This window comes from Cumulibacter manganitolerans (assembly GCF_009602465.1).
GTDB classification, from domain to species: domain Bacteria; phylum Actinomycetota; class Actinomycetes; order Mycobacteriales; family Antricoccaceae; genus Cumulibacter; species Cumulibacter manganitolerans.
The window spans coordinates 1-3,035 of the sequence record NZ_WBKP01000106.1; the positions used below are offsets into that span (position 1 = coordinate 1).

The 3,035-nt window shown below is 68.4% G+C and carries 2 protein-coding genes and 1 pseudogene; all 3 read left to right on the plus strand.

Annotated elements, in window-relative coordinates:
- Positions 1 to 480 (plus strand): hypothetical protein (locus F8A92_RS18780; protein ID WP_194291588.1); only part of this gene is annotated, 480 nt, incomplete at its 5' end.
- Between the two features lie 317 nt (positions 481 to 797).
- Positions 798 to 2,525: a hypothetical protein gene (locus F8A92_RS18245; protein WP_153506605.1), complete on the plus strand. Its 1,728-nt coding sequence runs from the start codon at positions 798 to 800 to the stop codon at positions 2,523 to 2,525.
- A 90-nt stretch (positions 2,526 to 2,615) separates the two neighbouring features.
- Positions 2,616 to 3,035 (plus strand): annotated as a pseudogene (locus tag F8A92_RS19175) (hypothetical protein); the annotation flags it as partial.

The following is a 3,035-nucleotide window of genomic DNA, read 5'->3' on the forward strand; positions in this document are numbered from 1 at the left end:
GTCGGCGGCAACCACGCCTTCGGCTTCAGCTACACCCCGGCGACGTCCGGCAAGCACGACATCTGCGTCCTCGGCCAGAACACCGGCTTCGGCGAGAACGCCTGGGTCGACTGCGACACCGTCACCGTAGGTACCGTGCAGAACGATCCGGTGGGCGAGCTCGTGGTCAATGTCGCCGACTACGACGCCAACGGGAAGAACGACGCCTTCGTCGAGGCGCACGCCTACGACCCGAACGATCCCAGCCAGTCGCTGAAGATCGCGCTCCTCGTCGACGGCCAGCCGGTCAACGGCGGGATCGCCGAGGCGGACAGCCACGACTGGAACCCGGCAGGCATCACCGGCGACCACGCCTACTACACGTGGCTCGGCGAGGCGGGCTACGAGCTGACCTCGGGCCCCCACGAGGTGTGCATGCTCGCCTACAACATCGGCGCGGGCAGCGACAAGCTGATCCAGTGCGTGAACATCACCCTCTAGCGAGCAGCGGCCTCTAGCGAGGTAGCCGGCCCGCACCCCTGAGCGCCGCGTTCTGCGGGGCAGCCAGTGACGGTATCCACCGGATATCGTCACCGGCTGCCCCGCAGATCTGCTTTCCCGACCAAGCCGCACGCCTCGACGGCCCGTCTGACCTGCGCATTCGGCGCTGCCCATGAGCGCCTGAAGGAACGTAACGCTCTCATAACATACCTTTACCCCATAGGGCGGTCGACCAATACTGAACCTGCCCGGCGATCGCGATGTGCATTCGGCGGCCGAACCGCTCACCGCCGTGCCACCTCCGAGGATCTCGCCTCATGTCGCAAACGCTTCGTCGCCCCGTGCCCCCGGCCGCCGCAGTCGCAATCGCAATCGCAATCGCAATCCTGCTCTGCCTAGTCACGCCCGCGAGCGCGGCGCCCGGCGGTGCGGCTTCCGGGATGCCTTCGACGGCGCCCAGCACCGCGCCGCAGCCGGATGGGACGCCGTCGGTCGACGCTTCGCAGTCCAGTACCACGCCAGAGTCGACGGGCGCCTCGCCGCTGCCGACCGAGGAGCCAGCCGCGACGTCCGCTGAGGACGCCGACGCGACTGACACATCCGCGACCGACGTCCCCGTACCGGCGAGCGCGCCCGCGCCGGTGACTGAAACCGCCGCTCCGAACGCCGTTGCCACTGGGCTTGCCGTTTCAGCCGCGGCCGCGCCTACCACGTTCGCGTGGACGGGCGAGTGGGGCGACGGCAGCGTCGAATACACGTTCAGCGTCGTCAACGACACCGGCGCGGAGCTGAGCTCGGTGGCACTCGCCTTCACTTGGCACTTCGCCGCCGACCTGCGCATCCGGAGCGTCACCAGCAGCGTGGACGACGGCGTCCAGCCGCCATCGAATCCAACGACCCACACCGTCGGAGGATGGGAAACCCGCTTCTCCACGGAGACGGCCGGCTCGGTCGCTGCTGGAGCGACCGTGACGTGGCAACTGCGCGTCGACTACCAGGTGGATGCGGTTGCCCCCGTCAAGAATCCGACCGCCGCACTCGCCGCGACGTTCACCGGTTCCTCCGGACCCCACGTCGGCACCGCTGAGGTGGTGGCCGACGGTCCCATCCTGCATGATCCGTACGGCGTCATCGTGGGCACCTACCCGAGCGACAACCACGACGACCTGGCTTGGGTTACCGGCACGGCCTACGACCCGGACACGTTCTGGACGGGAGCGCCGAACGTGACGGTCGCTATCTTCGTCGACGGCAACTGGGGCGGCGCGGTGACCTCCAGCCGCATGGGCTCCGATTATCTGCAGTTCAACGCGCGCCTCGACATCCCGGGCCCCGGCATGCACGAGTTCTGCATATACGTCTTCAACGTCGGGCAGGGCACAGATCGGCTGGCACATTGCAGACACATTCAGGTGGGCCCCTTCGACCCGCAGGGCAAGAACCTCGTCGTCGCGCCGGTCCGAGGGGACTCGGAGATCTCGGTCACCGGCCACCTCTCGGATCAAAGCCTGCGGTACTCGCCGCCGATCGGCGCGTGGATCTTCGACAACGGTGTGCTCGTCGGCGGGACGATAGCCAACAAGTACGTCTCCGGCGGCAACCTCGAGTACATCTATCAGCCGAGCAAGCTCGGCAAGCACGAGGTCTGCGTCTACGCGCTCAACGTCGGATCGGGGTCGAACCAGTGGCTGACCTGCCAGACGGTGAACATCACCGGCGCCCCGACCGATCACGATCCGCAGGGCGACATCAGCGCCGGCAAGGCCGGCCCCGGCAAGGCCGTCGTGAACGCGTGGACCTTCGACGCTGATGCGCTCACGACGTCGCTGAACGCCGTGCTCTTCGTCGACGGGCAGATCCAAGGCCTGTACAAGGCCGGCGGGCCGTCGCCGTACCTCTGGCCGTATGGCGTCCCCGGTAACCACTCCTTCGGCACCTACGTGCCGACCGGCCCGGGCACGCACCAGATCTGCCTGTATGCCCAGAACGCCGAAGGCACCCCCGGCTACGCCAAGCTCCTCAAGTGCGTGAGCGTCACCGTCTGAGCGACGACGCGCCCGCGACGCATCCGCAGTCTCGGTCAGTCCCCCCTCGCAGTTCCGTAGAGCACCACAGAGAGAAATCAGAGGAAAGCCATGTCCACAGTGCGCGCCCGGCTACGCCGCGCCGTCACGATCAGTGCGGTAGGCCTGCTTGCCGCCGGAACCATCAGCTCGGCGGCGTACGCCGAGACGACGACCCCCTCCGACGGTACGTCCGCGTCGGCTCCGAGCGAGCCCACGCAGGCCTCTGAGCCGAGCCCGGCGCCGTCGGACAGCTCAGCGACGAGCGAGGCGCCCACGCCGAGCGACGCTCCGTCCCCCAGCGCCGCACCGACCGAGACCTCTCCGAGCAAGGCAGCGCCGGCGCCGTCCTCCCCGCCGACCTCCACCGCCCCGAGCACGTCTGCCGCGCCGACCAGCGAACCGGCGAAGACGGCCGCCACCGGCAACAACCCCGAGGGCTACCTCGGTGCGTGGAGCGCCGGCGACGGCATCATCTACTTCACCGGCTAC

Coding starts and splice junctions, on each gene's coding strand:
- F8A92_RS18245 (WP_153506605.1), top strand. CDS start 798: ATGTCGCAAACGCTTCGTCGCCCCGTGCCCCCGGCCGCCGCAGTCGCA.